At 57.5% G+C, this 23,796-nt stretch carries 19 protein-coding genes; 10 read left to right on the forward strand and 9 right to left on the reverse strand.

What is annotated here, in order from left to right; translation table 11 throughout:
- Nucleotides 1-141 precede the first annotated feature (141 nt).
- Nucleotides 142-1,161, forward strand: a complete 1,020-nt coding sequence (locus tag RWZ58_RS01695) for a glycosyltransferase (RefSeq protein ID WP_314656969.1) — start codon at nt 142-144, stop codon at nt 1,159-1,161.
- A gap of 119 nt (nt 1,162-1,280) precedes the next feature.
- Here RWZ58_RS01695 and RWZ58_RS01700 read toward each other — a convergent pair whose 3' ends face one another.
- Nucleotides 1,281-2,189 (reverse strand): MBL fold metallo-hydrolase, encoded by a 909-nt coding sequence (locus RWZ58_RS01700; protein ID WP_314656971.1) that lies wholly within the window; start codon nt 2,187-2,189, stop codon nt 1,281-1,283.
- Nucleotides 2,190-2,467: 278 nt separating this feature from the next.
- Between RWZ58_RS01700 and gluQRS the strand changes: the two genes are divergently transcribed.
- The 6 genes from gluQRS (at nt 2,468) to RWZ58_RS01730 (ending at nt 9,654) form a co-directional block, all read left to right on the forward strand.
- A complete protein-coding gene (gene gluQRS / locus RWZ58_RS01705; protein ID WP_314656973.1) occupies nt 2,468-3,508 on the forward strand; it encodes a tRNA glutamyl-Q(34) synthetase GluQRS in 1,041 nt (346 codons plus the stop codon).
- Between the two features lie 381 nt (nt 3,509-3,889).
- Nucleotides 3,890-5,377, forward strand: coding sequence for a sodium/proline symporter PutP (gene putP / locus RWZ58_RS01710; protein WP_314656974.1), 1,488 nt, complete (start codon nt 3,890-3,892; stop codon nt 5,375-5,377).
- Nucleotides 5,378-5,563: 186 nt separating this feature from the next.
- Nucleotides 5,564-6,517, forward strand: a complete 954-nt coding sequence (locus RWZ58_RS01715) for a 1,4-dihydroxy-2-naphthoyl-CoA synthase (protein ID WP_070633744.1) — start codon at nt 5,564-5,566, stop codon at nt 6,515-6,517.
- A 170-nt stretch (nt 6,518-6,687) separates the two neighbouring features.
- A complete protein-coding gene (locus tag RWZ58_RS01720; protein ID WP_314656975.1) occupies nt 6,688-8,061 on the forward strand; it encodes an AMP-binding protein in 1,374 nt (457 codons plus the stop codon).
- A 109-nt stretch (nt 8,062-8,170) separates the two neighbouring features.
- A complete protein-coding gene (locus RWZ58_RS01725) occupies nt 8,171-9,085 on the forward strand; it encodes a 1,4-dihydroxy-2-naphthoate polyprenyltransferase (protein ID WP_314656976.1) in 915 nt (304 codons plus the stop codon).
- A 128-nt stretch (nt 9,086-9,213) separates the two neighbouring features.
- Nucleotides 9,214-9,654 (forward strand): PLD nuclease N-terminal domain-containing protein, encoded by a 441-nt coding sequence (locus RWZ58_RS01730; protein WP_298699946.1) that lies wholly within the window; start codon nt 9,214-9,216, stop codon nt 9,652-9,654.
- A 134-nt stretch (nt 9,655-9,788) separates the two neighbouring features.
- Here the strand turns inward: RWZ58_RS01730 and RWZ58_RS01735 are convergent, their stop codons facing one another.
- From RWZ58_RS01735 to RWZ58_RS01750, 4 genes are all read right to left on the reverse strand, one after another.
- Nucleotides 9,789-10,478: a histidine phosphatase family protein gene (locus RWZ58_RS01735; protein ID WP_314656978.1), complete on the reverse strand. Its 690-nt coding sequence runs from the start codon at nt 10,476-10,478 to the stop codon at nt 9,789-9,791.
- Between the two features lie 113 nt (nt 10,479-10,591).
- Nucleotides 10,592-10,690 (reverse strand): 30S ribosomal protein bS22, encoded by a 99-nt coding sequence (locus RWZ58_RS01740; protein ID WP_005504750.1) that lies wholly within the window; start codon nt 10,688-10,690, stop codon nt 10,592-10,594.
- A 262-nt stretch (nt 10,691-10,952) separates the two neighbouring features.
- Entirely contained in the window at nt 10,953-12,998 is a 2,046-nt protein-coding gene (locus tag RWZ58_RS01745; RefSeq protein ID WP_314656980.1) for an FCD domain-containing protein, read from the reverse strand.
- Nucleotides 12,999-13,088: 90 nt separating this feature from the next.
- Nucleotides 13,089-14,249: a metalloregulator ArsR/SmtB family transcription factor gene (locus RWZ58_RS01750; protein ID WP_314656982.1), complete on the reverse strand. Its 1,161-nt coding sequence runs from the start codon at nt 14,247-14,249 to the stop codon at nt 13,089-13,091.
- Nucleotides 14,250-14,659: 410 nt separating this feature from the next.
- Here RWZ58_RS01750 and RWZ58_RS01755 point away from each other — a divergent pair, with 410 nt between their 5' ends.
- Complete coding sequence (locus RWZ58_RS01755; protein ID WP_314656984.1) at nt 14,660-16,285, forward strand: potassium transporter TrkG; 1,626 nt, start codon at nt 14,660-14,662, stop codon at nt 16,283-16,285.
- Complete coding sequence (locus RWZ58_RS01760; RefSeq protein WP_005504725.1) at nt 16,278-16,940, forward strand: TrkA family potassium uptake protein; 663 nt, start codon at nt 16,278-16,280, stop codon at nt 16,938-16,940. Before RWZ58_RS01755 ends, RWZ58_RS01760 begins: the two co-directional genes overlap by 8 nt.
- Before the next feature lie 166 nt (nt 16,941-17,106).
- Here RWZ58_RS01760 and proC read toward each other — a convergent pair whose 3' ends face one another.
- A complete protein-coding gene (proC, locus tag RWZ58_RS01765; RefSeq protein ID WP_314656986.1) occupies nt 17,107-17,952 on the reverse strand; it encodes a pyrroline-5-carboxylate reductase in 846 nt (281 codons plus the stop codon).
- Between the two features lie 347 nt (nt 17,953-18,299).
- On the opposite strand from proC, the gene RWZ58_RS01770 reads away from it, so the two are divergent.
- A complete protein-coding gene (locus tag RWZ58_RS01770; protein WP_314656987.1) occupies nt 18,300-19,709 on the forward strand; it encodes a chloride channel protein in 1,410 nt (469 codons plus the stop codon).
- Between the two features lie 78 nt (nt 19,710-19,787).
- Here RWZ58_RS01770 and RWZ58_RS01775 read toward each other — a convergent pair whose 3' ends face one another.
- From RWZ58_RS01775 to RWZ58_RS01785, 3 genes are all read right to left on the reverse strand, one after another.
- A complete protein-coding gene (locus RWZ58_RS01775; RefSeq protein ID WP_314656988.1) occupies nt 19,788-20,336 on the reverse strand; it encodes a DUF6609 family protein in 549 nt (182 codons plus the stop codon).
- A 613-nt stretch (nt 20,337-20,949) separates the two neighbouring features.
- A complete protein-coding gene (locus RWZ58_RS01780) occupies nt 20,950-22,029 on the reverse strand; it encodes a hypothetical protein (RefSeq protein ID WP_314656989.1) in 1,080 nt (359 codons plus the stop codon).
- Between the two features lie 181 nt (nt 22,030-22,210).
- A complete protein-coding gene (locus RWZ58_RS01785) occupies nt 22,211-23,755 on the reverse strand; it encodes a hypothetical protein (RefSeq protein WP_314656991.1) in 1,545 nt (514 codons plus the stop codon).
- Nucleotides 23,756-23,796: the final 41 nt, after the last annotated feature.

The raw sequence follows: 23,796 nt of genomic DNA on the forward strand, positions 1-23,796 counted from the left end.
CTGCGCGCCTGCTCAGGTGAGGCACCATATCTATCATTGATCAACATTCACGGTCTTGCCACTGATGCATACCGCCTGCGCCCCGGGGTTTTGCCCCGGTAAGCCGGGCGCATACGGCGGGCTGTGTTCCCAAGGATTCTCATGAGCTCACTCGATATTATTGTTGCCGTCCCCTCCGGAGCCGGTTGGGTTCCCGTACACGCCATGGCGGAGCTTCTCGCCCGCTACACCGGCGGCACCGTCCACACCGTAGATGTGGGCGCATCCCTCAGCAAGGAAACCAAGCTTCTGGCACGCCTGCCCCGCATTAAGGGTGGCTCTAAGCGTTGCCTGGTGATTGCGTCTGACCCCGGTCAGCTTTACGCCATTTCGCAGCGTTCCTTCGCGTTCCGCCGCTACGGCGCGATTTACGGCTGGGTGATTGATAGCTTCTGGGATGACCGTATTCCCGCGGTGGCGAAGTCCTCCACCTACGACCGCATTTTCGTTGCGGATGTTGACGACGTTCAGCCCTGGACTGCCGCGGGCGTGAAGAACCCCGGCGTTCTGCCCTGGGGCGCGGATGTTTGGAGCAAGTTCAACGACCGTCTGGTTGCGCTGGAGTCGAAGAGCACCGACCTGCTGCGCGTGGGCCGTCAGCCTGCCGCCTACGAAGATGACGAGGCGACCGCCGCCCTTGCCGGTGAGCTGGGTCTGAGCTTTGAGGGCCGCCCGCCCTTCGGTGCAAATGACCGCGAGTCGGCTCAGCATCTGCAGGATTCGCTGAACCGCGCGAAGTTCCTGCTGGCATTCTCCACCTCGGTCAGCCCCGCCCCCTACACTCACCCGACCAAGGAGTACATCACCGGCCGTTGGACCGATGCGCTGGCTTCGGGTGTGACCGTTGTCGGCAAGGTACCTAACACCACCACCGTACGTGAGATCCTTTGGGATGGCGCGACCATCGACATTGATCACGCGGATGCTCGTGCGGGCCTCGCGCAGGTTGCTGAGGCTGCTTCACGTTGGACCCCGGAGCAGGGTGAACAGCAGATCCGTCAGGCGCTGCAGCATCTGGATTGGCGCCACCGTTTCGTTCAGCTGTGCGAGGCAATGGGCGAGGTTCCCGCCTCCCTGAAGGCTGATTGCGAGGCAATGCGCGCCCAGTACGTTCAGCGCTAAAAACGTCACCTCGCTGAAGGTAAACAGCTAAGGGCATATAAAAAGTGAGGGCTGGTTTCTATCACAGAAACCAGCCCTCACCTGTATTTATGCCCCATGATGCATATTGCATACGGGGTTTAGTACGATGCCTGACCCAGAGTAATCGGACCCGTGAAACCACTGGTATCCGGGTGCTCCGCATCGAGGTACGCCGCCACCGGTGCGTTCTCCAGCTGAGCCAAACGATCCAGCAGGAAGCGAGTCGCACCCGGCGCATACGGCAACTTATACATTGCCGCGGTAGTTGCTTCATCCTCACGGTCCAGAGTGGAGGAACGAATCGACTCAATAGCGGTCACCATGGTGTTACGCTCACGCTCCACAAAGGTGCGGTCCACCGGCTCACCGTTACCGGGCACGAACACGCGGTAGCGATCAAATTCGAGCACCGCACCGAGGGTATCGATCCAACGGTCGGGGAAAGAATCCTCAAAGTAGGGGTCGGTACCCTCTTCAATCAGACCGCCCATGAAGAGCACATCTTCAATGCCGACCAGAATGTCACCGTCGGTGTGGCCGGGACCCATGTACATGAGGGTTGCGCTACGCTCACCCAGGTCAATGGGGGTAAAGGTAATGCCGTCACCGCTGTTGGCGACCAGGCGGTTGGGGACAATAATATCGGTGGCTGCACCCTGGTGGTGCGCCATTTCCGGTTCGAGCGTCTCGACGTAGGGACGCTGCGCCTCACCGTATTTACGAATTGCACGCGCGGCGCGAGGATGCGCCCAGAATTCTTCGGCACCCATTGCCGCGAAAACATCGTTACCGAAGAAACGCTCATAGTGTCCATGAGTGTTTACGACGGTGATAGGAAGGCGCGTGAGACGGCGAACCTCATCATAAATTTCGGTTGCCTGACGGGGACCTGCGCCGGTATCCACGACAAGTGCCCGTTCCAGTCCGAGGACCAGTCCGGTGTTCAGTCGGTAATTGTCGGTCGCAATACGGTACACGCCGTCTGCGAGTTCAATAGTACGAGCCATAGATACAACCCTACTGTAATTTTTGGCAACTGAGGGGCTATTCGGCCTTCTGGAGAACATATTTTTGCACTATTGCACGCTTCTAAGGGGATAAAAGTGCATCATTCTGCACAATTCGGCCTCTACGGACAACTGATACGTGATGCTTGACAACCTCCACAGATTGATTAGCCAGATAGCCTATTCCCCCGACTAATCCAGCGCCGGTTAGGAGTCAGTGAGGATTCAGTGAAGGAGCTGAGCAGGAACCAGAAATTCGCGCCCTATAGGATAGGAGTATGACTTCTCCCTCCAGCTCTTTTTCTAGCGTCTCAGCCGCTCATACTTCGGCACACCCGTTCCCCAGCGGCACCGGACGCTACGCTCCCTCCCCCTCGGGTGATTTGCACCTGGGTAATTTGCGTACCGCCATTTTGGCGTGGGCTATGGCGCGCCGCGGCGGCAAGCCCTTCTACCTGCGCGTGGAGGATTTGGATCGTGTGCGCCCGGGCGCGGCGGAACGCCAGATTGCTGATTTGGCAGCGCTGGGCCTGGATTGGGATGCGAGCCCCGGCGCTTCAGCAGAGCGCATCGAGGGCGGCGAAGGCACCGAGAGCAAGGAAGCGAGCGTTCTGTATCAGAGCACGCGCCTTGCCGCCTATGAGCAGGCGGTTGCACAGCTGCGCGAGGCGGGACTCGTCTACGAGTGTTTCTGTACTCGCCGCGAAATTCAGGAGGCATCGAGCGCCCCGCACGGTGCACCGGGCGCCTACCCCGGTACTTGCCGCAACCTAAGTGAGGAGCAGCGAGAGGAGCGTCGCGCCCAGCGTCCGCCGGCTCTGCGCCTGCGCGCCGAGTGCACGAGCTACACCGTGCAGGATGATTTTTATGGTGCCTACACGGGGCTGGTGGATGATTTTGTGCTGGTGCGTAATGACGGCACCTACGCCTACAACCTGACCTCCGTGGTGGATGACGCCTTTGTGGGGGTTGAGCAGATTGTGCGCGGCGATGATCTGTTGCCTTCTGCGCCCCGCCAGTCGTATTTGGCGCAGCTTTTGGGGTTGGCGCAGCCGCGTTACGCTCACGTGCCGCTGGCACTGAACGAGAAGGGCAAGCGACTCGCTAAGCGTGACGGTGCGGTGACTCTACCGCAGTTGCGTGAGGCGGGCGTTGAGATTCCGACGATTTTGGGGTGGATTGCCGCGTCTATTCCGGTGTACGACGCTGATGGCTCTGCCCATTCTGCGGATGTTCCAGTGCCCAATGCGGCGGCGATTTTGGAGCGTTTTGACCCTGCTCGTATGGCTACTGAGCCGTGGGTCGTGAGGGATCTCTAAGCCTCTGTGACTTTGTCGTGTAACAGTTCAACACTCCGAACGGCTTTTAAATTTTTCGTTTAATTCGTTTCAGATGCATACGGCTCTGAACGTTTGCGTTGCTTTTAAACTGCATCTCTTGCACCGAAGTGCCCGAAACCCTGAATTTCAGGGGTTTTTCGGGCACTTTTTCGCACATGCTCCCACAGCACCCCACGTGTACAACCATATGATTTACACAGCAAATACATATTTATTCCATAGACTCGCGCTCTTTAGCGTCAAATAGACTTTATTTTCAGCCCTTCAGAGCCTAGACTGTATCCTATGCCACTCATAAAGTTATGGGGTAGCGCATAAATACACACAGGCGCACACTATCACCAGGAGAGAAGGAACATTATGGCCGCGAGTACATACCAGGTCATCGCGCTGGCGATTTATTTTGTTGCCATGATTGCGATCGGCCTATGGGCAAATAGCAAAAACAACAGTCTTGACGACTATGTGCTGGGCGGGCGACAGCTCTCCCCCACCGTCGCCGCTCTCTCAGCAGGCGCCTCCGATATGTCCGGTTGGCTCCTCATGGGTCTGCCCGGCGCCGTCTACCTCAGCGGCCTCTCCCAGGCATGGCTCGCCGTCGGTCTGACCATCGGCGCATGGTGCAACTGGAAGTTCGTGGCACCGCGACTGCGTAGCTACACCGAAGTAGCAGGCGACGCAGTGACCGTCCCCGTCTTCCTGAGCAACCGCCTCAAGGACACCAAGCGCGTGCTGCGCATCGTCTCCGGTGTCGTGATTCTGGTGTTCTTCACCTTCTACGTCTCCTCCGGTATGGTGTCCGGCGGTCTGTTCTTCAAGTCCTCCTTCGGTCAGGAATACCACACCGGTATGCTCCTGCTGGCAGGCATCACCGTGTTCTACACGCTCTTCGGCGGCTTCATGGGCGCATCCTACACCGACATGGTTCAGGGTCTGCTCATGCTCGCAGCGCTGATCGCCGTTCCGGTCATCACCATCATTGACCTCGGCGGCGTGGGCCCCGTGGTTGAGTCCATCAGCCAGGTACGCCCCGACGCGCTGAGCATCTTCGCGGGCACCACCTTCGCCGGTATTGTTTCGTCCCTTGCGTGGGGTCTGGGCTACTTCGGCCAGCCGCACATTATCGTGCGATTCATGGCGATGCGCACCCCCGCAGACGCTAAGTCCGGCCGCCGCATCGGCATCAGCTGGATGGTCCTGACCGTGTTCGGTGCACTGAGCGGCGCGTTCATGGGCATCGCATACTTTGCACGCCACCCCGAGGCGTCCCTCACCAACCCCGAAACCGCAGAATCCGTGTTCCTGGACCTCTCGCAGATCCTCTTCCACCCCTTCATCGCCGGTCTGATTCTGGCGGCGGTTTTGGCGGCAATTATGTCCACCCTCTCCTCGCAGCTGATTGTGTGCTCCTCCGCTCTGGTGGAGGACCTCTACGGCATCTTCTCCTCGAAGAAGCTCAGCGCTTCCAAGTCCCTGTGGCTCGGCCGTGCAGGCGTGGCAATCGTGGCACTGGTCGCAGGTGCCCTGGCGTGGAACCCGAACAGCTCGATTCTGCAGCTAGTCGCATTCGCGTGGGCGGGCTTCGGTTCGGCATTCGGCCCGACCGTTCTGCTCTCCCTCTACTGGCGTAAGCTGACCACCCAGGGTGCACTCGCCTCCATGATTACCGGTGCCGTTGTGGCATTCGCATGGGGCCAGAGCCCGCTGAAGTCCGTGCTCTACGAAATGGTTCCCGGCTTCGCGTCGGCATTGCTGGTCGCAATCATCGTCTCCCTGGTCACCTACAAGAAGAACCAGGTCATTGACGAAGAGTTCGACCGCGCGGTAGAGCTCGCAAAGGTCAAGTAGCCCCTAGGTAACCAAGACTGGGTAAGGTTCCTTACCCAATCTCTAAGGCCCGGGCCGCACACACGCGGTCCGGGCCTTCCTATATGCTCGGCAACCTGATTCGCTATGCTAGGCAACCTGATTCGCTATACCGGGCAACCAAGTTCACAGCCTCAGACAGCGCCCGGGCAACGTAGAATAGGGTCTATGACTGCACAACTTCCCGAAAAGGTCTCGGACATCTTCAACCCCGCCGACTGGCGCGTCGTCGAAGGCTTCGAAGACTTCACCGACATCACCTACCACCGCCAGGTTGAGCGCAACGAAAACGGCGAAATCCTACGCGATCTGCCCACCGTGCGCATCGCATTCGACCGCCCCGAGGTCCGCAACGCATTCCGCCCGCACACCGTGGACGAACTCTACCGCGCCCTCGACCACGCCCGCATGACCTCCGACGTAGGTACCGTACTGCTCACCGGCAACGGCCCCTCCGCCAAGGACGGCGGCTGGGCGTTCTGCTCCGGCGGCGACCAGCGCATCCGCGGCCGCGACGGCTACCACTACGCCAGCGGCGACACCGCAGAAAGCATCGACCCGGCACGCGCAGGCCGATTGCACATCCTGGAAGTGCAGCGCCTCATCCGCACCATGCCCAAGGTCGTTATCGCCCTCGTCTCCGGCTGGGCTGCAGGCGGCGGCCACTCCCTGCACGTAGTTGCTGACCTGACCATCGCCTCCGAAGAGTACGGCAAGTTCAAGCAGACCGACGCAACCGTCGGCTCCTTCGACGCAGGCTACGGTTCGGCGCTGCTCGCACGCCAGGTGGGTCAGAAGTTCGCCCGCGAAATCTTCTTCCTCGCCAAGGAATACGACGCACAGCGCATGTACGAAATGGGCGCAGTCAACGACGTAGTCCCCCACGCAGAGCTCGAAAACAAGGGCCTGGAATACGCGGCGCACATTGCCCGCCAGTCCCCGCAGGCAATCCGCATGCTCAAGTACGCCTTCAACCTGCCTGATGACGGCATGCTCGGCCAGCAGGTCTTCGCCGGTGAGGCAACCCGCATGGCGTACATGACCGACGAGGCTGTGGAGGGTCGCGACGCGTTCTTGCAGAAGCGTGACCCGGACTGGTCCAACTACCCCTACTACTTCTAAGAGACAGCCCCATCTACAGAAGTAGTTTCAGATGCATAGGCTCGGAGCCGGATTCAACCCTGAGAACCTCAGCTAAGAATCCGGCTCCGGCGCATTTGATGCCGCACCGGCATATGACACCGGCGCATGACAGCACGTAGCCGCGACAAACAGCCGCTAAGGATTTAGCCATGATTAACACCCCCGTACTCGGGCTCGTGCCCTCCCCCGCCCCGCAGGAGGCTGCCCTGCACCCACAGGCGGTACAGGTGCGCGCCGATCAGCCTGCCGACCCGCACGCCATGCTGAGTGCCTTTGAGCAACTGCTGGACGGGTACGCGGCGGATGCCGATGCGGCTGCGGGTGCGGAGCTTATCGCTCTGGTGGTGGGCACCTCCGGATCCACCGGAACCCCTAAACGCACCGCACTGACTGCGCGAGCTCTTGCTGCCAGTGCGGCAGCCACCGAGCGCTTCTTCGGCTCAAACTCCGATGGGGCATCGCAGTGGCTCCTGGCTCTTCCGGCGCACTATATTGCCGGCGCGCAGGTACTCGCCCGCTCCGTACTCGCCGGTACCGCCCCGGTCATTGCCCGCTCCGTCATTGAGCCCGTGCACTTTAGCCCCGAAGTTTTCCTGCAGGCGGTTGAGCACATGAGCTCGGCACGCCGGTTTATCTCCCTGGTACCCACCCAGCTCCATAAACTGCTCGAAAGCGCGGACGCCGATCCGCACCTGGGCGCTGAAATTCACGAGGCGCTCGGCTCCTTCACCGGCATCCTGCTTGGAGGCGCCCCCGCCAGCGCCGACCTGCTCACCGCCGCCACCGCCCTGGGGCTGAACACGGTGACCACCTACGGTAGCGCCGAAACCGCTGGCGGATGCGTCTACTCCGGCTCCGTACTGCCCGGCGTGCGGGTGGAGCTCGTCCCCGAAGAAGGTATGCCCGCCGTGCCGGATATTGAGGGGAAGTCGGCGAATGAAGAGTCTGTGCAGGTGGGTCGTATTTGGATCAGCGGAGCGCACCTCGCCAGCGGCTACATTGGCGACGCCGCCCGCACCGCCGAGCACTTCTTCACCGCCGCCGACGGCACCCGCTGGTACCGTACCGACGACTACGGCTTGCTCAGCCCCGCAAACGGCCCCGACAGTGCTACGCACGGTAGTGAGCCGCGCCTGCAGGTGCTCGGCCGTAGCGACGACGTACTCATCAGCGGAGGCGTAAAAATCTCCGCCCGCGCAGTGGCAACCGTCCTCGAAGAGCACCCCGCCGTACGTGAAGCCTGCGTGGTCGGGCTGCCCGATGCCCGCTGGGGTACCGCCATTGCCGCCGCAGTCACGCTGGTGTCCTCCGCGCTGGCACCCTCCGCCGCAGGCAACGGCATGAGCCCCGCCCTCACCGAAGAACTCTGCACCCTGCTGCGCGCCCGCTGCGCCGAAAAGCTCGGTGCACCCGCAGCACCCAAGCAGCTGAGCATCCTGCCGGATTTCCCGCTCACCAGCACCGGCAAACCGGACCGCGCAGAAATATACAGTATCCTGGACAGAGACTATCGTCAGGGCTAAAGCAGGCTCATCCGCGGGTTTTCACCCCGTACACGCACCCGCACGCACGCTCTGACCGTCACGCACAAAACCCACGCATCATACGCACTTAGACCCGGAAGGAACCCCCGTGGCAACTGCCGCCCAATGGATTGAAGGCGCTCGCCTGCGCACCCTGCCGCTTGCCGTCGCCCCCATTATTGCCGGCTCAGCTGCCGCCTACGAGATCAACGAATTCAAGCCGCTCTACGCGTTCTTGGCGTTCCTCGTCGCGTTCTTCCTACAGGTCGGCGTGAACTACGCCAACGACTACTCCGACGGCATCAAAGGCACCGACGAAGACCGCGTGGGTCCGCTACGCCTCGTCGGTTCCGGCGTGGCAAGCCCCCGCTCCGTCAAGTACGCCGCCTTCGCCTGCTTCGGTCTAGCGATGTTTGCCGGTCTTGCCCTGGTGGCTCTGGCGAACCAGTGGTGGTTCCTGGCGATTGGTGCCTCCAGCGTCTTCGCGGCGTGGGGCTACACCGGCGGCAAGCACCCCTACGGCTACATGGGCCTGGGCGACGTGTTCGTCTTCATCTACTTTGGTCTGGTTGCGACCCTGGGCACCCTCTACACGCAGGCGCACACCCTGACCCTGCTCGGCTGGGTTGGTGCTATCGGCATTGGTCTGATTTCCTGTGCGTTGCTCATGGCGAATAACGTGCGTGACATTCCCACCGACATTGAGGCGGGCAAGCTGACCATGGCGGTCCGCCTGGGCGAACGCTGGTCGCGCATCACCTACATCGTGGAGATGGCGCTGGCACTGGGCCTGGGTGTGCTCCTGCTCGATGAGAACCCCTGGTTCCTGCTAATCTTCCTGCTGGTCGGCCCGACCATCCACTCCTGCGTGACTGTGTGGACGCGCGGCGGCCGCGACCTGATTCCCGTGCTCAAGCAGGCGGGTATTGTGGCGCTCGTGTACTCCGTGATTCTTGCCCTCGCCGTGTGGCTGGGCTCGTTGGACATTATTAGCCACGAGGTTCAGGTGTTCACCGGCTACTAAGACCGGATGCTAAGACTGGCTACTAAGCCGACGTACAAATCTGCGCCGGATTATCGCGCCATTACGCCGTTGGCGGGCACCCGGTTCACAGTTCCGCAATAATGCGGCGGTATGTCATAGTAGTGCTTATGATTCGAGCCATGCTGATTATTGGCGGCGCCGCCCTCATCGTGGGGCTGACCCTCTACACCCTCTTGGACGCCGTCCGCACCCCCGCACACGAGGCGCGCACCCTGCCCAAGTGGCTGTGGGTTCTCGTCACCCTACTCTTCCCCCTGGTGGGCCCGCTCATGTGGCTTATCCTGGGCCGCCCCAAGGCACAACCCGCAGCACAGCCCGCAGCAGGCGCTCCTCGCCCCGGCTTCGGTCAGCGACGCAGCACCCCGGCGCCCTCGGTGTCTTCCCCCGACGACGACGAAGAGTACCTGCGCTGGCTCAAAGCAAAAGCAGAACGCGAACGCCGCAGCCGCGAAGCAGATTCGAACAACAAGCAGGATTCTGATTATAAGGATCCTGAGCTTAAGGATCCCGAGGACGGCACACCGAATCAGGGTAACGGGCAGAACTAGTCAGGACAGCTAGGTTTGCAGCTCGTGCGCCCCTCAAGGTTTACAGCAAGAGGCTGTGAGCGCATCCGTAACGGATGGGCTCACAGCCTCTTACTATGCTCAAAAACAGCTTCAGGAACTAGCTACCGGATGTTTTAGCTACCGGGCAGCTGAATCACGCCACCGTACAGCGGCGCCGCAGGCTCCGAATACCCCACAAAATGCGGCATCTCATGCTCAAAATCAGTGGTGCTAAACGCCAGAGTCGTAATCGACGCCAGGTTGCACTCACGGGCACGCGGGTCATGCTGTAGCATGCGACCCTCAACGCCCAGGCGAGTAATCCAAATCGGCAGCTGGTGCGACACAATAATCGCCTCCGCACCCTCGCCGCCGCGCTCGTAGGCGGTACGCGCCGCATCCTGAACAGCCGCAGCCATACGGCGAATCTGATCCAGGTACGACTCACCCCAGGAGGGGCGCGCCGGGTTGTACAGCTTCGTCCAGTGACGCGGGTTCCTCAGCAGCTCCTGCGCGTTCACGTGCAGACCCTCAAAATAGTTATCCGCCTCAATGACGCGCTCATCCGGCTGCGCGGTCAGACCCAGCAGCTCCTCAACCGGGGCGGCAGACTCACGGGTACGCTGCAACGGCGAGCAGACCAGGTGCACGAAACGGGCGCCTCGCTCAGAACGAGCCGCGAACTCCTCAGCACTCAGACGCACCATCTGCTGGCCCTTATTGGACAGACGGTAGCCGGGCAGACGACCGTACACAATGCGCTCGGGGTTGTGCACCTCGCCGTGACGCATGAGGTGAACTTTAATGGTGGAAGTTTCAGTCATAATCCCAGTCTCTCAGATAGCGCGCCGCACCCCAAACAGGTGACCCACAGATAACCCCTCAAAACGCAAAAACCCCGCCTCTCCAAACGGAGGGCGGGGCGAAAGAAGTCTATTTACTTCTTGTTGCGGCGCTGGTGGCGGGTCTTACGAAGCAGCTTGCGGTGCTTCTTCTTGGACATACGCTTGCGGCGCTTCTTGATAACGGAACCCATAGGATTTCCTCACTTTACTCGTACCCGGCCGAGCCATTCGACTCGGTAGCTACCCGGGGATATTTATACCGGTATAACCGATCCAAAACGCATTTTAGGCACAGAAATACCCTTGCGTTTTAGAGCGCTACCTACCTAGAGTACTAGGTTTACCCCCATTTTCACCATTCGAGAGCGGCTTTTCAGGAGTTTTTCCCTGAAATTCCGCTTTTCCCACGGGTATATCCGGGGTATATCGGGGCGAAATAGGGATTCGGTAGCCCTAGCGGCGCTTCTTCTTCGACTTCTTCGAGCCCTTACCGCGGCCATGAGACAGCACCGAACCGGAAGAAGCTACAGCACCCTCAGAAGTGCTCTCCTCAGCCTCGGAGGCAACCTCAGCCGATTCCTGCGCGGGCTCAGAAGCTTCAGCGGGTTCTTCAACCGGCTCTTCTACAGAAACCTCTTCAGCGGTGCTCTCCTCAGCCGCCGCGTGCAGCGCCTTCAAACGCTCAGCACGCTCAGCCTCGGCACGAGCCAGCGCCTCCTCGTCAATGACGGGCTGCTCAGGCTGGGATTCGGGCTTCGTCTCAGCCTTCACAGCCTGCTCCTTCTCAGGGCTCTCCTGGGCTTCATCGTGCTCAGGCTCGTACACATCCACACCGAAGAAACGCTTCATCTTCGAGAAGATGCCGCGGCGCTCCTGCACCGGCTCCTCATGAGGAAGCTTCTCGTAAGTGTCGTGGATGGTCGCGGCCGCCTCAAGACGGGTAGGCTCAGCCGTCTGAGTAGCGGGCTCCTCCTGGCGCGTCGGGGCACGCAGAACCTTCTCAGAAGACTCAGGTTCCACAGGCACCGCAACAGCCGCAGGACGCGCGGTACGAGCAGGCGCAGTCAGCACCTTGCTACGATCCACCGGCTTAATGATGGTCGCGCGCACCGGGGAAACAATCTGACCGCTACGACGACGCGGAGCCGCCGTGGAGGCGCGCAGAACCTTCGCGGGGCCCTCCGCCTCTTCCTGCGCGTAGGCGGCAGGGACGCTCGGCAGCTGACCGCTAGGAGTCTGGGAGCTGAAGGGCTGGGAAGCGAGAGTCTGGGAGCTAGCCGCCGCAGAAGCAACCGGTGCCACAGAAGCAACTGGGGCAACCTGCGATACCGAGGTGCTACGGCGCGGGGTACCGAAGCTCAGCGGCACATCCGCGCTCACCGAATGAGCGGCAGGCTGCACGGGGGCTGCGGGAGCCGCAACAGGTGCGGGCTGAGAGGGGGCAGGAACGGCGTGTTCTGTCTTGTCAGAAGCTTCAGAGACAGAAGGAACCTCGGCAGACTCGTCAGCCGAAACGCGCTCAGCGGGCGCCTCAGAAACGGTCTCCTCAATGTAGAGGATATGGCCCTCAGGTACCGTGTACTCCACGGCAGAAGACTGCGCAGAAACCTGAACAGGCTCAACCGCAGGCTCCACAGAAGCGGGTGCCGCAACAGGCGCATCCGCGGCGGGCAGAGCCTCCGCATCAGCGAAAGACGGGTCATCCTGCAGCAGATCATCAAAGTCATCTGCGGCGAACTCATCCACATCAACCGGCGCAAACTCAGACGCAATCGGCTCGCCCGGCAGACCATTCGCCGAGGTCGCCTCCTGCTCCAGGTCAATACCGGCATCGGCATACATGCCGCGCAACTGACCAATCACCATGGCGCGAGCAGTCGCAGCGTCGCCTGCCTTCAGCGCCTCAGCAATAGCGCGGCTCTCAGCACGCAGACGCTCCACAGCGCTGCTCCACAGCGGCATACGACCCACCAGCGACAGCATCGACTCAAAGCTCGGCTGACGCACCGACGCGAGCAGACCCACCAGCAGCTCGTTACCGGCGCAACGCATCACCTGGTGGTGGAAGGTCAGCAGAAGCTCCAAGAAATCACGAATCGACAGGTCGAAGTCTTCCATCTGCGCCAGGACCTCGTCCATCTCCGCAAAAGATGCCGTCTTCGGATCAATACGCGCAATCGCCCAGCTCTCCAGCAGAATACGGGTCTGCACCAGGTCACGAGTCGGGTAACGCGAACTGGACATGTGCAGGCGCAGAGCGGCACTCGCAGCAGCGGCAGGCTCATCGCTCAAGTGCACCAGCATTTCCTTGCCGCGGCCGTTGTACAGCTGCACCAGGTCCATATCTTCCAGGGTGCGCAGAGCCTCGCGGGTGCGGGAACGACCCACACCAATAGCGCGCGCAATCTCGCTATCGCTAGGCAGGTCCTGACCCAGCTGAATATTGCCCTCGAACAGTTCGTTCTCGAGCCAGCGCAGAATTTTACGATGAATAGCCACGTGAATGCGTCTTTCGGTTAGATAAAGGTGAGTGAGAGTGTGTGTGCTTTATCGATGGGTTATGCCGGAGGTTGCGGCTCAGGGCGCGCCTTAGCGGCGGCGACCACGCAGGAAGCCGAAGAGACCACCGCGGTGGGTGTCCTTCGCCTCAGCGTTGGTCGTCTCAACGCTGGGGCGGTACACCGAATCGTAGGCGGGCATGGTCTGGTACTCGGTCTCCTCAGAGGAAGTGTCAGACTTGCTTTCGGCCTTGTCAGATTCTTCTGCAGCGACCTTCTCGGGTGCAGATTCTTCAGCTGCAGGCTTCTCGGTAGCTACGCTTTCTTCAACCGAGGTCTTCTCCTCAGCCTTTTCCGCGGGCTTTTCTTCGACCGCATTCTCAGCCACCGCGGGCTCCTCGGCAGCAGGAGCTTCGGGGGTCACAGCGATAGGCTGAATCGAGCCACCCACAACCGCAGCCGGGTCAATACCGTAAGACACAGCGGCAGGCTGAGCGGGAGTTGCGGACGCCGCGGGGGTAGCCCCCACATCGTAACCGTAGGATGCGGGAGTAAAGGGGCGCATCGGGGTACGCTCCACAACCTCTTCGGTTGCGGCGGGTGCAACGGGTTCAGCCTTCTCAGCGGGTGCAGAAGTAGCCGCCTCGGAGGTGGCGGTTTCAGAAGCATGCTCCGCGGGGCGCGAGTAGATGCGTGCGCTCGGGGTCAGGTACTGTGCGCGGGCACGCTGAATGCGCGCCTGCTCAATTTCCTCAGCGGAAGGAGCCTCAACCAAGAGGGCTTCAGATGCCTCAGTGGAGGAAACGTCAGCGGAGGGAGCCTCTGCAACCTTCTTCTCGGTCTCAGCGGCGGGCTTCTCAGCCGCCACCTTCTCAACAGCGGGCTTCTCGGCAACAGCCTTCTCGGGCACCTTGTCCGCGCTCTTGTTCTCAGCCGGCGCAGTGGCACCACCGGGTAGCGCCACGGGCACATGCGCCTGACTGGACTGGCGTGCAATCTGAACGGTCTCGTTAATCCACTCGGTCACAGTGGCGAATACATCCGGGTTCAGGGAGTAGAGGCGACGCTGCCCCTCCACGGTCACGGAGACCACATCTGCATCGCGAAGGACTTTCAGGTGCTTCGAAATGGTCGGCTGGCTCATGCCCAGCTTTTCAACCACAGCACCCACCGTGTGGGTTTGCTCAGCGAGAATACGCACAATTCGGCGGCGAGTCGGATCCGCGATGACAGAAAAAACATCAGAATGCATATAGCGATTATGACATATAAAGTGACGCCTCAAGCTTAGAATGAGGCTGATACGGAAATTACCTTCAAAAATTCTGAAAGACCGCTGAATGCTACCTCAATATGAAGCACTGAAGGGGAGAAAAGCATGAAGTGCCTATCACATCTCGTGGAGATTTCCTGTATCTCATCCTAGGCATATGCGAGCCACCCAGACCCTCAATACTTATATAGCTAATTCAGAATATATAGTTTTCGTGGTTCCACCCACAAAACCAACCGCACGCCTTCTCCAAGCTCACATATTTACCCCCAAACCACCAGAGCCTCAACCCCCTCAGTAGGCACCCGGCGCGATACACTAGAAGGCGTCAAAACAGGCACATATCCGCCGCCCAACACACCGACACCCAGACCAGCTGAAGGAGGCGCATGGGACGCATACTCCGCCGCACCCGGCGCCGACACCACCACCCCCAGGGCCAGCTCAACCGCCGCTGGGAAACCCTCAGCGGCACCACATCCGTACCTCAAAAGCAGCAGGTCCGCCGTAGCCGACGCGACCGCCTCGAGGCGGAGAACCTGAGCATCCTCACGAGTGTGCCCGGCATTGATCTTGACCGCCTGCCCGCCCTGCGCGACCACGCCAGCGATGACTCCGAGACTCAGCGCAAGCGTGCGCCCATTGGCTTCAATCTGCAGACCCTCGAACGGTTCCGCGACTTCATCGATGTGACCGTGCTTGCGTCCCCCTCGCGTACCGCAATCACGGCGTTCTTCCTGGTCATCATCTTCTTCACGCTCACCCTGCTGCTACCCATCTCTTCTAACGATGGTCAGCCCGCGCCCTTCCACCACGCGTTCTTTACCTCTACGAGTGCGGTGACCGTTACCGGTCTGACTACCGTCTCCACCGCCGAGCAGTGGTCTACTTTTGGGCAGGCAATGATTCTGGTGGCATGCCAGGTGGGTGGTCTGGGTACCCTGACCATCACCTCGCTGCTGGCGCTGGCTATCGGCCGTAAGATGGGCCTGCGCACCAAGCTCATCGCGCAGGAAGACCTGAATATCAGCCGCCTTGGCGAGGTCGGTGGCATCGTCAAGAGCGTTTCCTACGCCTCGTTCTCTATTGAGGCGATCATTGCCCTCGTGCTGATTCCGCGTTTCCTCACCCTGGGTGAAGACCCGTTCCAGGCGATTTGGCACAGCATCTTCTACTCCATCTCGGCGTTCAATAACGCCGGATTCACCCCACACTCGGACGGCATCGTGCCCTACGGCCACGATCTCTTCCTGCTCGTGCCTATCTGCGTTGCGGTGTTCTTGGGCTCGCTCGGTTTCCCCGTTTTCATTGCGATTCAGCATCATCCTTTCCGCCCCAGCCACTGGTCGCTCACCGCGAAGCTGACCACCGTCACGACCCTGTTTTTCTTCGCTTTTGGCGCGTTCTTCTGGGGCCTCTTCGAGTGGAATAACCCCGCCACCATCGGCGACTACTCTGCGGGTGACAAGGTTCTGAATGCCATTTTTGCCTCCGTCATGATGCGTTCGGGCGGCTTCAACCTGGTCGACATGAGCAGCATTACCCCCGTCTCCACGCTCCTGACGGACATGCTCATGTTCATTGGCGGCGGCTCCGGCTCGACCGCGGGTGGCGTGAAGGTCACGACCATCGCCGTGATTGCCCTGTCCATTCTTGCTGAGGCGCGCGGTGACCAGAAGGTCGTCGCGTTCAACCGCACCATCCCCGAATCCTCCCTGCGCATTGCTATCTCTGTGATTGTTATGGGTGCTACCGTGGTAGGTGTCGGCGCCGCATCGATTCTGATTATTAGCGGTGCGGACCTCAAGGAAGTGATTTTCGAGGTCATCTCCGCCTTCGCGACCTGCGGCCTCTCGAATGGTCTCTCCTCCAGCCTGCCGCCGGCGGGTATCTACGTGCTCAGCGGCCTGATGCTCATTGGCCGTGTGGGCACCACAACCGCCGCGACCGGCCTGGCGCTGCGTTCACGCCGCCGCCTCTACAAGTTCCCCGAAGAAAGGCCCACCATTGGCTAGTGCACATAACGCCCCCGTCCTCGTGATTGGCCTGGGACGCTTCGGCTCCGCAGTCGCCGCCCAGCTGCGCCTGCAGAATAAGGAGGTTCTTGCCATTGAGAAGGACCCCGAGCTGGTGCAGAAGTGGTCCGGCGTGCTGACCCACGTGGTCTCTGCGGATGCGACCGATATCGACACGCTGCACCAGTTGGGTGCGGATGATTTCGGTTCCGCTGTGGTGGGTGTGGGTACCTCCGTTGAGGCGTCCGTGCTGATTACCGCGAACCTCGTGGACATTGGTGTGGAGCGTATTTGGGCGAAGGCTATTACCCCCGCGCACGGCAAGATTCTGGAGCGTATTGGCGCGCACCACGTGGTCTACCCGGAGGCGGACGCCGGCCGCCGCGCCGCGCACCTGGTCTCGGGTCGACTGCTGGATTACATTGAGTTTGATGACGACTTCGCGATTGCGAAGATGCGCCCACCGAAGGAAACCCACGGTTTCACCCTGGCGGAGTCGGATATCCGTTCCAAGTACGGCGTGTCCGTGGTCGGTATCAAGTCCCCCGGTGAGGACTTCACCTACGCGGATGCGACCACCCGCATTCACTCGCGTGACATTCTGATTGTGTCCGGTCAGGTGGATCTAATCGAGCGTTTTGCGGCGCGCCCCTAAGAGCACTTTTCTTCGCCGCCTTGAGGAGCCTGCGCTGAACGGCACGCGTTTGAACATAAGCGTTAAATAGAAAAACAGCCTCTTCCCGTTCTGCCGGGAGGAGGCTGTTTCTCTGTAGCTTCACCTAGTCAGAGGGATACTGCCAGACGGTATTAGTCCCCGCCGATTAGTCCTCGTCAGCGGTGTACAGCTGGCTCATTTCTGCCGAACGTTCCGCGCAGGCGCGCATCGCTTGCTCGGTCAGCTGGAAGAGGCCGCCGTCCACGAAGGTGTTCAGCGCACGTTCCGTGGTGCCGTTCGGGCTGGTCACGGCGCGGCGCAGGGCGGGCGCATCCGGGTTGGTGTCGAGCAGGAAGCCCGCGCCGGCAACGGTTGCGCTGGCGAGCTTGAGGGCGGTGTCTGCGTCCAGGCCGAGCTTCTCGCCGGCGGCTGCCATCGCCTCCGCGAGTAGGAACGCGTATGCCGGGCCCGAGCCGGAGACGGCGGTGACCGCGTCCATCTGGTCTTCGCGCACCTCAACGACCGTGCCGACGGTGCCCAGGACCTCTTCGACGAGCTTCTTCTGCTCGTCCTTCACGGTGTCGGTGGTGGAGATGGCGAGCACGCCCTTGCCCACGGAGGAGGGGGTGTTCGGCATGCAGCGAACGGTGGGCTGACCTGCGGGAAGGCAAGCGGCGAGGGTTTCAAGGGTCACGCCAGCCGCAACGGACACCACGACGGCGTTCGGTGCGAGGGCGGGCGCGATGTCGCGGGCGAGCTCAACGATGCCGTAGGGCTTCACGCCAAGCAGCACGACGTCCGCGTGGGCGGTTGCCTTGTGGTTGCCGTCAGCTTCGCCGCCGGTGGTGATGATTTCTACCTTGTCACCGAGGCGCTGGGCGAGGGCGGCGCGGGATTCTTCACTGCGCACGGTGGCGCGGATGTGGGCGGGGTCGTGGCCTGCGGCGAGCAGACCTGCGGCGATGGAGCCGTTCATGGAGCCGGTGCCGAGAAAAGCAATAGTTGCGGTCATCGTTGATCCTTCCTAATGGGGTGCCTGCGCCGGGTGCCGGCAGGCGTGCCGCCGGTGTGTTCCGGGGGCTACTGTTCGGTGCACGGCGGGCGCATGGAGGCGTACCCTTCCAGCATAGCGGGTGCGGCTACGGGCATCTGACCTGGCTCGTGTTTCTTCCGCGTTTTCTGGGCGGCGGCTTCACCTCATGCTCCGCAACCCAATGCGCGAGGCTCCGCTTCTCACGTTCTGGCATGCCGGGGAGGGCGTAATTCTGCGGGCGTAGAATGAAAGCAGCTTCACCCGCGGCAGTTTGTGCCGGGCATGAAGCCTTCAAACCACACAGCACGCAACACACAAATTTTTCTATGTCTTCTCATACTGGTTCTTCCTCGAATTCTTCCCCGAATAGCCCGCAGAACCCTGCGGGTTTCCGTTCTTTTTCGTTCCGCCTCCTGCTGGGGCTGACCCTTGCCGCGCTGGTCACGGGTGTGTTCAGCGGCTTGGGTGCGATTGCTCTGCATTATGTTCTGGACTTTATGCAGGAGCTAACTTTCGGTCAGGCTGAGGGGCATCACCCGATGGTGACTGATGGTGCTGACCCGGCGCGTCGTGCCCTGGTTTTGGCGGCTCTGGGCCCGTTTGTGGCGCTGGTGTGGTACTACCTGCAGTCCGGTGGGCGGCGTGTGGTCGGCGTGAAGTCGCAGATTGCCGGTGCTACCGAGGAGGACCGTACCCCGTCGCTGTGGCGGCAGATTTCGCATTCGGTGATTCAGATCGTTGCTGTGGGTGCGGGCTCTCCTGTGGGTAAGGAAGTCGCGCCTCGTGAGCTGGGTGCTTTGGCGGCTGGCCGTACCTCGAATCTGCTGGAGCGTCTTGGTTTTGTGGGCGCTGACGGTGCCGCGCTGTTGGGTGTTCGTGAGCGTAGTCTGCTGGTGGCGGCGGGTGCGGCGTCCGGTTTGGCGGCGGTGTATCAGGTGCCGATTGGTGGCGTGGTGTACCTTGTGGAGGCGATGGCTGTTGGTTTGAGCCTGCGGTCGCTGTATGTGGGTGCGGTGACGGTGTGGACGGCGACGGTCACGGCGAATCTGGTGATTGTCAATGAGCCGACGTACCCGGTGCCGCAGCTTCCGTTGGATGCGACGACGCTGACGGTGGCGGCGCTGACGGGTGTGGTGTTGACTCCGTTGGCGTTGGGTTTTAGGGCGTTGTCGCAGCGTGCGGAGAAGTTGAAGGCGAAGGATCGTTCTCTTCTGTGGCGTATTCCTGTGGCGTTTGCGCTGGTCGCGGTGGTTTCGCTGTGGCTTCCGGAGATTCTGGGTAATGGTCGTCTGCTGACTCAGCACACGTTTAATGTGTCGTTGGATGCGGCGGCGGGCGGTTTGACCGCGGCGGCGGCAGTGTACGTGTTGGCGTTGGCTGTTGCGAAGGCTGCCGTGGTGGTGTTGAGTCTGCGCTTCGGTTCTTATGGCGGTACGTTGACGCCGGGTTTGGCGTTGGGTGCGGCGGGTGCGTTTTGTGTGGCGGCGCTGGTGCTGTGGGTATTCCCGGGTTTGGGCGGGGTGCCGGGTGGCGCGTCGATGGTGTTGTATGCGGCGGCGTTGACGGGTACGGCGGCGTTTTTGGGTGTGTCGATGAATGCGCCGCTGTCTGCGTTGACGTTGTTGATTGGTTTTACGGGTCAGGGTGCGAGTGCGTGGCTGCCGATGGCGGTTGCGGTGGGTACGGCGGTGCTGACCCGCTGGGCGTGGACGCGGGCGTTTGGTGCTAAGAAGTAGATTCTGACAGGTGGCGGGCGGCCCCGGATGCGTGTGTGCGTCCGGGGCCGCTCTGATTTGTTGTGCCGAAGCACTGTCTTAAATTTGCTTTGAGGGCTTTGAAAGGAATAGCAGATAGATTCCGAATACGAGCTTAATTGCCGCGTCGATATATGCGATGACCCCTAGCGGGATGTTGGTAAAAATATATCCTGCAAACACGTTGATGGCACAGGCGAGCCCCAGGTATATCATTGACTTTCCATGCACAAAATAGTATGGGAAGAAATGCAGCGCGGTTGCCATCAGCGCTCCAAGCCAAATCAGTCTCCAATTTTCAGTTGCGAAGAATGGGCCGCCCAGCAAAACCATTAAAACAAATAATAGAATAACGGAACGCGAGGATACTTTCTTTTGAAATTCGCTCGAAGGGCCATCGGATAGTCTATTTAGCACCTTCTTGTTCATGTTGATTGAGAAAAAACTGACGACGTATCCAATGCTGAATACTTGCATGTTTATTATTTGTTTTCCTCCGACCAACGTGGCTATTGCTATAACTGCCGCCACCACAATCAGCCACAACCCGCAGGCCCTCTTATAGTTAAATTCTAACTTTTCGTCTTTGTTATAGCCTAGAAAAGCCATCGATACCTCCAATAGTCTCTCGTGAGATTATTCCTCTTGTCACGCCACTAAATTTTATTGCGAAAAAGTTCTGCTATGTTTTAGTATACTCCGCCTGTTCTCTCTGTTAATTATATCCTCTGCAATTAGATGAAAATGGCGATAAAATCCTCCTAAGAAACGAGGGGTCTGCCCCGGATGCATGCGCGTCCAAGCCCGTTCTTGTTTCGTTTGGGTTACTTGGTGCGGGTGGAAATTCGGTAATGACTTAGCAATTTCGGTCATGGCTTAGCGTCTTTAGCGATGGTTAAAACCCCAGCCTAAAGTCACTAACCCATCACCAAAAAACCTAAATCATAACCGGTTCCCGCCCATCTGCCTGGCGCAAAGGGGGATCCGGTCATGGGTTACGGATTTGTGCCATAGGTTAGTGTCTTTGGTCGTAGTTAAAAACCATGGCAGAAGACGCTAAACCATGGCACAAATTCTGCGCGAGTTACAACTGCCCCCCATAGCGAGAAGCCACATGTGTTTCCAGAAGCCACCTATGATGTGGCTGTTCGAAGCACATGTGGCTTCTCAACTCTCAACTCTCAACTCTCAACTCTCAAGCAAGGATGCTATTTATATCGTTTTATTTTTCCCTTTTATTGAATCTTCTTACTCTTCCTTTTAATGATTCGGATAGCTTAGTCCATAATTCTCGCTTCGATTTTTCTTCCTCGTCAAGGCCGAAAACACTGGGGCGATACGCTCCATACATTTTCCATTCCCCGTACTTACCCCAACTAAAGAGACATAAAACCCAATAAATCGGAAATAGATTATAGATAAATAGAGTTACCGGAATAACAAATCGCCAAATCGGTCTTCCCCGAAGTGAAAACCCTGGATAATATATCCATTCACGATACTCACTCTTTGAGAAAGCGAAACGTACTCGACGTCTATTTGCGACATATCTTGAAAAAGAACCAGTTAGCTCTTCTCCCTTTGAGCCAGTCTCTGCGATACGTATTTGAATACAGTGATATTCAGCATCCATTTCTCCATGTTCTACAGAAAGAAGGGTCAAAACATAACCGAAGATATATGTAGTAACCGCAAAAGAAAACACGTTAACAAAAAAATCTTGCTTATTTTTTACACCCTGAAAATACTCAATAAGTATCACAGCTAGCCATATTGAAATAAAAACAGAGAACATACCTTCAAGAATCTTCACAAACCTAGATTTAAGCCAGGGCCACAATGAAAAGAAATCGATTTTCTTACCTAGTAGAATTACATAAGGGATGTTCAGAATTCGCTTCTGTACATGAATATCAGGACAGGCAGAAATCACCTTTCGTTCCCATATAGCTCGCTGAAGAGCAGCCTTTCGGGATGCTTTAATTTCTTTATATTCCTTTTCGGAACCTTCGAAACTATTGCCCTTCTCAAATTCCATGAGCTTTTTATATTTTTCGGATGCTTCAACCCATGTTATATAACGAGTTAGCTCTGGTGGTGTTCCCTGTTTGGAGAGCTCAATCTGTTGCGTTGTCCGACGAGCTGTCAGCCAAACGCCGATAATAGCAATCAGCGAAGCAATAACGGTCGCAGAGGCGGGAATAATAGCCTTCCAAATATCCGGGTCATGGGTCCAATGCCAGAGATAATCCCAGCTGAATCCTTCAGCTAGCACCTGCACTAACAGTAGTTGGTTCGTCATCGGTGATTGTTCCTTTCTTACACCTTTGTTTCCCACTTATCACAGAGAAAATTTATTATCTCTGCTATTCTTCCAAAAATTTTACCCAAAGAAAAAATTATATATACTTCAATAGATTATCCATGTTAAGACTTCCCAAATAAATATAAATTCTCAATATACACCTATTAATAGATAAAACTTAATCACGTGAAGATGAATTGCGTCCTTCATTCAATCCTTTATCCCCGTGTTCAGATTTATAATCAGAGTAAATTTTTTCAACATCTAACATCAAATAATAAAAATATGGAATAAGCAAATAATTTGGCTCCTCACTCGGTTCACTGCCTGGATTACAGATAGATTCCTTAAACTCTTGCAACATACATGCTCGAATTTCACACTCGATAGACATCTGTAGAATACGCTTAATTTTAAAGAAAAAGATGTATAGAAAAAATATAAGCACAGAATCAATCAAAACTATAGTAATAACTTCATTTCTCCAAACATGATACTGCGGCCCCACAGTGAAAGCCACCCACAAGAGATACCCAAAAACAGAAACCACCGGTACGATCAGGATTATTCTTAGCACCCATACATTTAAACCGCTAATTCCATAGAAATCGACCCGCTCACGAGCTTTTTCTTGTCTCGAAAGGTATTTCATCCTAGACTTATATACCCCTTTATACACGTAATTAACATCCAAGAACAAGAATATTGATTCCCAGGCAAATATTATAAATATTAGACCCAAATTCCAGCCAGCCCTAATATACTGGAAAGATAAAATTGACGAAACGACCCCTGAAATACACAAAATAAACAGCAACCCATAAACCATTTTAATAATGGATGTATTCCAAAGAAATCCACTGAGATTAGTTTTAAATCTAAACCCAGAGTATGAATATCGCGATGGAAGGAGAGGATTTCTTCTCTGAGAGTTACCAATAAACCTATCCTTAAGATTTTTTGTGAAACAGTCTTTCTCCGGATAGTTAAAAGCTTCTTCAGCCAAACAGTAAGCCTTTAAGACGGAGTGATTATCACGAACTACACCTTGGTTATATTTACGAATCTTAGAAACATTATGAATCAAAATATCTGTTTCGCTGTATGTTAACATTAACGCAGAAGAGATAGTGACCCATGCAAAGAATATAAGAATCCATAAAGGCATTTCTCCATATCTCGATAAATCCATATCTGCTGGCACCATCAACCTGCCCCATTCAGGGCACTCTCTAGGTAGAAAAAACCACTCTGGAGCAAATGATTCGCCTTTGAGATACCCAGCAAGAAGACCATGCCAAAAGCTGATTATAAACGCCACAAAAATAATAAATCCGACAATTTTCACAAACTGTCGATATGCGGCACGCCGAGCTTCAGCGTATACACCTTCAGCCCCATCTGCATATTTCCCAACACTTACATACAGGCTTAAAAGAATACTTGCAATGGATACAATAGTACCCACACGAAGATCAAATACATAATATGGTATATTAAAATACACAGAAATTATCCCATAAGATAAATCAAAAGTTCTATTAGATGAAAAAATAAACGTTGCCCCAATTATTACCAACGGAAAAAGATAAGCAATCGAGACAAGAATAATTAGTACTCCCGGCATCAGAAATACGTTATTCCTAAGCATCTTTTTTCGTTTTTCTTCGTGCTCTTCGCCCCAGGCTTCATTGACTTCGTCAATAACTTCTTGGATTTTCATCGGTGATTGTTCCTTTCCTACATCTTTGTCGGCGGGTTATA

Source organism: uncultured Rothia sp. (assembly GCF_963544205.1).
Taxonomy (GTDB): domain Bacteria; phylum Actinomycetota; class Actinomycetes; order Actinomycetales; family Micrococcaceae; genus Rothia.

Excerpts from the sequence above, each read along its gene's own strand:
- RWZ58_RS01695 (WP_314656969.1), top strand. The coding sequence starts at position 142 with ATGAGCTCACTCGATATTATTGTTGCCGTCCCCTCCGGAGCCGGTTGG.
- RWZ58_RS01700 (WP_314656971.1), bottom strand. The coding sequence starts at position 2,189 with ATGGCTCGTACTATTGAACTCGCAGACGGCGTGTACCGTATTGCGACC.
- gluQRS (WP_314656973.1), top strand. The coding sequence starts at position 2,468 with ATGACTTCTCCCTCCAGCTCTTTTTCTAGCGTCTCAGCCGCTCATACT.
- putP (WP_314656974.1), top strand. The coding sequence starts at position 3,890 with ATGGCCGCGAGTACATACCAGGTCATCGCGCTGGCGATTTATTTTGTT.
- RWZ58_RS01715 (WP_070633744.1), top strand. The coding sequence starts at position 5,564 with ATGACTGCACAACTTCCCGAAAAGGTCTCGGACATCTTCAACCCCGCC.
- RWZ58_RS01720 (WP_314656975.1), top strand. The coding sequence starts at position 6,688 with ATGATTAACACCCCCGTACTCGGGCTCGTGCCCTCCCCCGCCCCGCAG.
- RWZ58_RS01730 (WP_298699946.1), top strand. The coding sequence starts at position 9,214 with ATGATTCGAGCCATGCTGATTATTGGCGGCGCCGCCCTCATCGTGGGG.
- RWZ58_RS01735 (WP_314656978.1), bottom strand. The coding sequence starts at position 10,478 with ATGACTGAAACTTCCACCATTAAAGTTCACCTCATGCGTCACGGCGAG.
- RWZ58_RS01740 (WP_005504750.1), bottom strand. The coding sequence starts at position 10,690 with ATGGGTTCCGTTATCAAGAAGCGCCGCAAGCGTATGTCCAAGAAGAAG.
- RWZ58_RS01750 (WP_314656982.1), bottom strand. The coding sequence starts at position 14,249 with ATGCATTCTGATGTTTTTTCTGTCATCGCGGATCCGACTCGCCGCCGA.
- RWZ58_RS01755 (WP_314656984.1), top strand. The coding sequence starts at position 14,660 with ATGGGACGCATACTCCGCCGCACCCGGCGCCGACACCACCACCCCCAG.
- proC (WP_314656986.1), bottom strand. The coding sequence starts at position 17,952 with ATGACCGCAACTATTGCTTTTCTCGGCACCGGCTCCATGAACGGCTCC.
- RWZ58_RS01770 (WP_314656987.1), top strand. The coding sequence starts at position 18,300 with ATGTCTTCTCATACTGGTTCTTCCTCGAATTCTTCCCCGAATAGCCCG.
- RWZ58_RS01775 (WP_314656988.1), bottom strand. The coding sequence starts at position 20,336 with ATGGCTTTTCTAGGCTATAACAAAGACGAAAAGTTAGAATTTAACTAT.
- RWZ58_RS01780 (WP_314656989.1), bottom strand. The coding sequence starts at position 22,029 with ATGACGAACCAACTACTGTTAGTGCAGGTGCTAGCTGAAGGATTCAGC.
- RWZ58_RS01785 (WP_314656991.1), bottom strand. The coding sequence starts at position 23,755 with ATGAAAATCCAAGAAGTTATTGACGAAGTCAATGAAGCCTGGGGCGAA.